Annotated in this window: 6 protein-coding genes; 4 read left to right on the forward strand and 2 right to left on the reverse strand. The window is 72.7% G+C overall.

Annotation, left to right across the window (positions count from 1 at the left end):
• The first annotated feature begins 159 nt into the window (after positions 1-159).
• The 3 genes from AB0J68_RS23550 (at position 160) to AB0J68_RS23560 (ending at position 3,237) form a co-directional block, all read left to right on the forward strand.
• Positions 160-672, forward strand: a complete 513-nt coding sequence (locus AB0J68_RS23550) for a nuclear transport factor 2 family protein (RefSeq protein WP_355066888.1) — start codon at positions 160-162, stop codon at positions 670-672.
• A 91-nt stretch (positions 673-763) separates the two neighbouring features.
• The gene (locus AB0J68_RS23555) at positions 764-2,170 is read left to right on the forward strand and encodes a class II 3-deoxy-7-phosphoheptulonate synthase (protein ID WP_354858250.1); all 1,407 of its coding nucleotides are present in this window, start codon (positions 764-766) and stop codon (positions 2,168-2,170) included.
• A 35-nt stretch (positions 2,171-2,205) separates the two neighbouring features.
• Positions 2,206-3,237, forward strand: coding sequence for a GntG family PLP-dependent aldolase (locus AB0J68_RS23560; protein WP_363940490.1), 1,032 nt, complete (start codon positions 2,206-2,208; stop codon positions 3,235-3,237).
• Between the two features lie 108 nt (positions 3,238-3,345).
• On the opposite strand, the gene AB0J68_RS23565 is transcribed toward AB0J68_RS23560, so the two are convergent.
• Positions 3,346-4,212, reverse strand: coding sequence for a deoxyribonuclease IV (locus tag AB0J68_RS23565; protein WP_363940491.1), 867 nt, complete (start codon positions 4,210-4,212; stop codon positions 3,346-3,348).
• Positions 4,212-6,200 (reverse strand): Stk1 family PASTA domain-containing Ser/Thr kinase, encoded by a 1,989-nt coding sequence (pknB, locus tag AB0J68_RS23570; RefSeq protein ID WP_363940492.1) that lies wholly within the window; start codon positions 6,198-6,200, stop codon positions 4,212-4,214. Before pknB ends, AB0J68_RS23565 begins: the two co-directional genes overlap by 1 nt.
• Positions 6,201-6,401: 201 nt before the next feature.
• Here pknB and AB0J68_RS23575 point away from each other — a divergent pair.
• Positions 6,402-6,779 (forward strand): Rv2175c family DNA-binding protein (locus tag AB0J68_RS23575; RefSeq protein ID WP_363940493.1); only part of this gene is annotated, 378 nt, incomplete at its 3' end.

Raw genomic sequence — 6,779 nt, forward strand, 5'->3', positions numbered from 1 at the left:
GGCCGACGCTGGGCGTCGGCCGGGCCGCCGGCGTGGGGCGGGTCGGCCGGGCCGTCGGCCTTAGGCGGGTCGGCCGGGCCGTCGGCCTTGGGCAGGTCGGGCCCGATGTGGCAGACTCGCGGCTCGGCACGTCTCGATTCCCCGTCGACGGAGGTGGTCATGCGCCCGATCCACCGCAGGCTGGCGGCGGCCGCCACCGGCCTGGTGCTGCTCCCGGCCGCCCTGGTCGGCTGCGGGATCGGCGGCGGTGACGAGGACGAGTCGACCGCCAAGCCCGAGCGTGCCCCCGCCGAGGAGGCCGGCACCCGGTCCCGCGAGCGCGTGCAGGCGTACCTCGACGCGATGACCGCCAAGGACGTCGCCGCCGGCCGCAGCCAGCTCTGCGAGCTGCTGCACGAAGGGTTCGACCTGGCCGCCACCGGCCCGAACGGCGACTTCGCCGACCACTTCGAGGTGCCCGAGGCGGCCATCACCGACGTCCGGTCCGGCCCGCGCGGCCAGGAGGTCAGCGTCTCGGTCTCGGTCACCGCCGGAAAGAGCAAGGTCACCCGCCCGCTGGTGTTCACCGTCACCCGCGACGGCGGCGACTGGTGCATCGCCGGGGAGGCGCCGGGCGGTAACCCCGCCGCCAGCCCGTCGCCGAACGGGGTCGGCGCCTCACCGGTGTCCTGACCGACCGACATCGGTGGGATTGATCTCCCATCTGCCGGAACCGTCCCCCTCGCCGCTCGGGTACGCCCACGGTCGCCGTACGCTTTCTCTCATGCGCCATGAGTGGCATCAGCTGAGCCATCCCGCGGTAGGCAGCCCGGGCCTGCAGACCAGCCGTCCGACAGTCGACTCCGCCGAGGACGCCGCCCTCGGTCTGGACCGCTGGCGGGAGCTGCCCCGCGAGCAGACCCCACCGTGGTCCGATCCGGCCGCCGTCGCCGAGGTCTGCAAGGTGCTCGACACCGTGCCGTCGGTCGTCGCGCCCTACGAGGTGGACCAGCTCCGGCAGAAGCTGGCCCTGGTCTGCGAGGGCAAGGCGTTCCTGCTCCAGGGCGGTGACTGCGCCGAGACCTTCGTCGACAACACCGAGAGCCACCTGCTGGCCAACGCCCGCACCCTGCTCCAGATGGCGATCGTGCTCACCTACGGCGCGTCGCTGCCGGTGGTCAAGGTCGCCCGGGTCGCCGGCCAGTACACCAAGCCGCGCTCGCTGCCCACCGACGCGCGTGGCCTGCCCGCCTACCGCGGCGACATGATCAACTCGCTGGAGGCCGACCCGGCCGCCCGCGTCGCCGACCCGCAGCGCATGATCCGGGCGTACGCCAACTCGGCCGCCGCGATGAACATGCTGCGGGCGTACCTCGCCGGTGGGCTCGCCGACCTGCACGCGGTGCACGACTGGAACAAGGGCTTCGTGAAGACCTCCCCGGCGGGGGAGCGCTACGAGGCGATCGCCCGGGAGATCGACCGGGCGCTGGCCTTCATCCGGGCCTGCGGGATGACCGACGACGAGGCGCTGCGGACCGTCACCCTCTACTGCTCCCACGAGGCCCTCGCCCTGGAGTACGACCGGGCGCTCACCCGGGTCTCTGACCGCCGGGCGTACGGGCTGTCCGGGCACTTCCTCTGGGTCGGCGAGCGCACCCGGCAGATCACCGGCGCGCACATCGACTTCATCTCCCGGATCGCCAACCCGATCGGGGTCAAGCTCGGCCCGACCACGTCGCCGGACGAGGCGATCGAGCTGTGCGAGAAGCTCAACCCGGACAACATCCCCGGCCGGCTCACCCTGATCAGCCGGATGGGCAACCACCGGGTCCGCGACGCCCTGCCGCCGATCGTGGCCAAGGTCACGGCCTCCGGCGCCAAGGTGGTCTGGCAGTGCGACCCGATGCACGGCAACACCCACGAGTCGTCCAACGGCTACAAGACCCGGCACTTCGACCGGATCGTCGACGAGGTGCTCGGCTACTTCGAGGTGCACCGTGGCCTGGACACCCACCCCGGCGGCCTGCACGTCGAGTTGACCGGTGAGGACGTCACCGAGTGTCTCGGCGGCGCCCAGGGCATCGAGGACCTCGACCTGCCCGACCGGTACGAGACCGCCTGCGATCCTCGGCTGAACACCCAGCAGTCGCTGGAGCTGGCCTTCCTCGTGGCGGAGATGCTGCGTGGCTGACGCGGGCCCCGCAGTCGACGGACGAAGGGATGATCATGGCTGACGCGTTCGTGGACCTGCGGTCCGACACGGTGACCCGGCCGACCGCCGGGATGCGGGAGGCGATGGCCGCCGCCGAGGTCGGTGACGACGTCTACGGCGAGGATCCCACCGTGAACGCGCTGGAGGCGGAGGTCGCCGCGCTGTTCGGGCACGAGGCGGCGCTCTTCGCCCCGAGTGGGTCGATGGCCAACCAGATCGCCCTGCAACTGCTGGTCTCGCCCGGCGACGAGCTGCTCTGCGACGCCGACGCGCACGTCGTCACGTACGAGATCGGCGCCGCGGCCGCGTACGGCGGGATCTCCTCGCGGACCTGGCCCGCTGTCGGCGCGGACATCGACCCGGAGCTGGTCGCCCGGATGATCCGTCCGGACGGCTACTTCGCCGTGCCCACCCGCGCGATCGCCGTCGAGCAGACCCACAACCGGGGCGGTGGCGGGGTTATCCCGCTGGCCACCCTGCGGGAGCTGCGCGGTGTCGCCGACGACGCGGGGGTGGCGCTGCACTGCGACGGCGCCCGGATCTGGCACGCGCACGTCGCCGACGGGGTGCCCCTGACCGAGTACGGCCGGCTCTTCGACACGCTGTCCGTCTGCCTCTCCAAGGGGCTCGGCGCGCCGGTCGGCTCGCTGGTGGTGGGCAGCGCGGAGAAGATCGAACGGGCCCGGCTGATCCGCAAGCGGATGGGCGGCGGCATGCGCCAGGCCGGCATCCTCGCCGCCGCCGGCCGGTACGCCCTCGCGCACCACGTCGACCGGCTGGCCGAGGACCACGCGAGGGCGGCCCGGCTCGCCGAGGCGGTCGCGCCGTTCGGGGTGCTCGCCACAGCGGTCCGCACCAACCTCGTCCCGCTGGACCTGACCAAGCACGCGCTGGACGCCCGCGCTCTGGCCGCCGCCGCACGCGCGGAGGGCGTACTGGTCTCGGTGCTCGGCCCCCGTACCGCCCGCCTGGTCACCCACCTGGGCGTCGACGACACCGCGATCGACCGAGCGGCCACCGCCCTGACCAAGGTCCTGGCCGCCTGACCCACCCCTTGTTGATCAAGAGCTTTGCGTCATCCGGAGACCGGATTCTGACGCAAAGCTCTTGATCACCCCGGAGGGCCCGGGGCCGGGTGGGGTGCGGGTGGGGGGTTAGGGGTTCAGGCGGTTGAGGGTTGCTATGTCGGCGGTGTGGCCGAGCTGCTTCTCGCTGGGGGTTTCCACCACCACGGGGACACCGGCGGTGGCCGGATGGGCCATCAGCTCCGCGAAGGCCGGCTCGCCGATGGTGCCCTTGCCGATGTTCTCGTGCCGGTCCCGGGTCGAGCCGCACAGATCCTTCGAGTCGTTGGCGTGCACCAGCCGCAACCGGTCGGGCCCCACGGTGGCCACCAGCGTGTCCAGGGTCGCGGTCATCCCGCCCTCGGCGGCCAGGTCGTGACCGGCGGCCCAGGCGTGGCAGGTGTCGAAGCAGACCCCGAGCATGGGATGCCGGTCCACCGTGTCGAGGTAGGGCCCGAGCTGCTCCACGCGGGAGGCGAGCGAGCGGCCGCCACCGGCGCTCGGCTCGACCAGCAGCATCGGCCCACCGGCCTCGGCGGCCCAGTCGAGCAGGGGCAGCAGCTCCCGAAGGACCTGCCGCATCGCCGCCTCGGCGTACCCCTCGTCGACCGCGCTGCCGGCGTGGAACACCACCGCCCGCGCGCCGATCGCCACACCCCGGCGCAGCGCGTGCGCCAGCGTCTGCGCCGACTTCTCGACCGTGGCCGGCGTGGGTGAGCCCAGGTTGACCAGCAGCGAGGCGTGGATGAACGCGGGGATGCCCCGCTCGGCGCAGCCCTCGCGGAACAGCGCGTCCTGCGCCGGGTCACCCGGGGGCAGCGCCCAGCCTCGCGAGTTGGAGACGTACACCTGCACGGCCTCGGCGCCGGTCGCGTCGACGTACGGCAGGGCGGCCTTCGCCAACCCCCCGGAGGTCGGAGTGTGCGCGCCCACCGGCCGCGAACGAAGCGTCGGCATCAGAAACACGTGATGGTGACCGGGGTGCCCGGGGGCACCTGTGAATTCTCGCCCGGGGCCTGGATCCGGACCGTGGCGTTCGGGTTGAACGCGACGGTCACCGGGTAGCCCTGGCTCTCCAGCAACTGCTTGGCCTGCGGGCAGGGCAGGTCGATCACCCGGGGCACGACGACCAGCGGCGGACCCTTGCTGATCTCCAGCTTGACCTGGGTGCCCTTCTCCACGCCCGCGCCGTCGGCCGGACTCTGGCTGAGAATCTCGTCCTTGGGTTTGTCGGAGTCCTTGAAGGTCTCCACCGGCACCAGGCCAAGCCCGCTCAGGGTGGCCCGCGCATCGGTGAGGCTCTTGCCGACCAGGTTCGGCACCGACACCGGCGCCCGGCCTCGGCTCAGGATGAGGGTGATCTTCGTGCCCGGCTTGACCTCGGCCCCCACCTTCGGGGAGCTGTCCAGGACGACGCCGGCCGGCAGGGTGTCGTCGTAACGGGGGGTGCCCTTGGCCACCACCAGTTTGACGTTGACCAGATCGGCCTCGGCCAGCTCGTACTCCTTGCCGATCACGTCCGGTACCGGGAAGCGCTCCGGACCCAGCGAGAGGGTCAGGGTGATCTTGCCACCCTTGACGATCTTGCTGGCCGAGGCCGGGTCCTGCCCGAGCACGCTGTCCTTCGGAGCCTTCTCGTCGTAGCGCGGCTCCCCGTACGCCAGGGTCAGGCCGGCGCGTTCGGCCTGGGCCTGCGCGTCGGTCTTGCTCAGGCTGACCAGCTGCGGGGCGGACGTGTAGCGGCCGACACCGAACCACCAGCCGCCCAGCGCGGCCACCAGGCCCAGCGTCACCACCACGGCGGCGACGGCCAGCCGGCCCTGCGGATTGCCCAGCACCGTGGTGCGCAGCGCCGCGAGCCGGGCTCCCAGACCCTCCGACGGCTCCGGTGCGGCCCGCCGCCGGCCCGGCCCCTGACTGGCGCCCTCCGGCAGCCGGGCCCAGGTCGGCCGTTCGGCCGGGCGGACCGTGGCGACCATCATGGTCGGCTGGGAGACCGGCGGCTCGTCCGTCACCCGACGCAGCACGGCGGTGCTGGTGCTGTTGACGTCACCCAGGCGGTCCCGGGCGACCTGAACCTCGGCCAGCAGCGCGCCGGCGTCGGCGGGCCGGGCGGCGGGATCACGCCGGGTGGCCCGCTGGACCAGAGCGTCGAGGGCCGACGGCAGGCCGGGCACCAGCGTCGAGGGCGCGGGCACATCCCGGTCGACGTGCTGCCAGGCCACGTCCACCGGACGGTCCCCGTCGTACGGCACCCGGCCGGTGAGCATCTCGAACAGCACGATGCCGGCGGAGTAGACGTCGGTGCGCGGGTCGGCCCGACCCTCGGTGACCAACTCCGGGGCGACGTACGCCACGGTGGCCATCAGTTGGTTGCCCTGCTCCTCGTCGGCGCTGGCCTCGACCGCGCGGGCCAACCCGAAGTCGGCCACCTTGACGACGCTGTCCACCAGGTTGGCGACGCCGCCGGTGGGCGCCTCGGCGACCAGCACGTTCTCCGGTTTGACATCGCGGTGCACGAGGCCGGCCCGGTGCGCGGCGGCGATCGCGGCGAGCATCTGCTCGGCGATGGCCAGCACCTCGTCCGGGTTGAGCCGGCGTCGCTCAGCCAGCACGTCGCGCAGCGTACGGCCGCGGACGTACTCCATCACCAGATACGGCAGACCGGCGTGGGTGCCCTGGTCGTAGACCGCGACGACGTTCGGGTGGGTCAGCCGGGCGATGGTCTTCGCCTCGTCGGTGAACCGGGCCACGAAGTTGGCGATCCGGGCCCGTGCCTCGGGCGCCTGGGTCGGGTGAATGATCTTGACTGCGACGGTGCGCTCGAGGCGTTCGTCGGTGGCGGTGTACACGGTCGCCATGCCGCCACGGGCCACGCGACCGCGAATGCGGTAGCGCCCGTCGATCAGCGAGCCCAGCAACGTGTCGGCGACCTGTGTGTCCATCGGCAGGGAGTCTATGTGTCCAGGGGGTGGGAGTTGAACAGGATGCTACAGCCCGGAGTCGTCCCTGGTCCGTCCCGTCGTGATCGCCACCTCGGTGGTGGCCCTGATCCGCTGCTCACCGACGGTGCCCGTCGGCGGGCGCGGACTGGCCGTGCGGGGTGCCGGTGGCCCTCGCCGGCCGCGGCGTGGCAGGGTGATCGGGTGACCGAATCCGTACCCGACCAGGCCGTACCCGGCCCCGAGCTCGCCGGCCCCACTGACCCGGCGGGCTGGCTCGCCCTGCCCGACGTCGCCGAGCGGCTCGACGTGTCGATCAGCAAGGTGCACCAGATGATCCGCGACCGGGAGCTGTTGGCGGTCCGCCGCGACGGCATCCGCCGGATACCCGCGGAGCTGGTGGCCAACGAGACAGTTCTCAAGCACCTGCCCGGCGTGCTCAACCTGCTCGCCGACAACGGCTACGACGACGAGGCGGCGCTGCGCTGGCTCTACGAGCCGGACGACACGCTTCCCGGCGACACCCCGGCCGCGGCCCTCTCCGGCGACCAGGCCCGCGAGGTCAAGCCCCGAGCCCAGGCC

The organism is Micromonospora sp. NPDC049580 (assembly GCF_040675595.1).
Lineage (GTDB): Bacteria > Actinomycetota > Actinomycetes > Mycobacteriales > Micromonosporaceae > Micromonospora.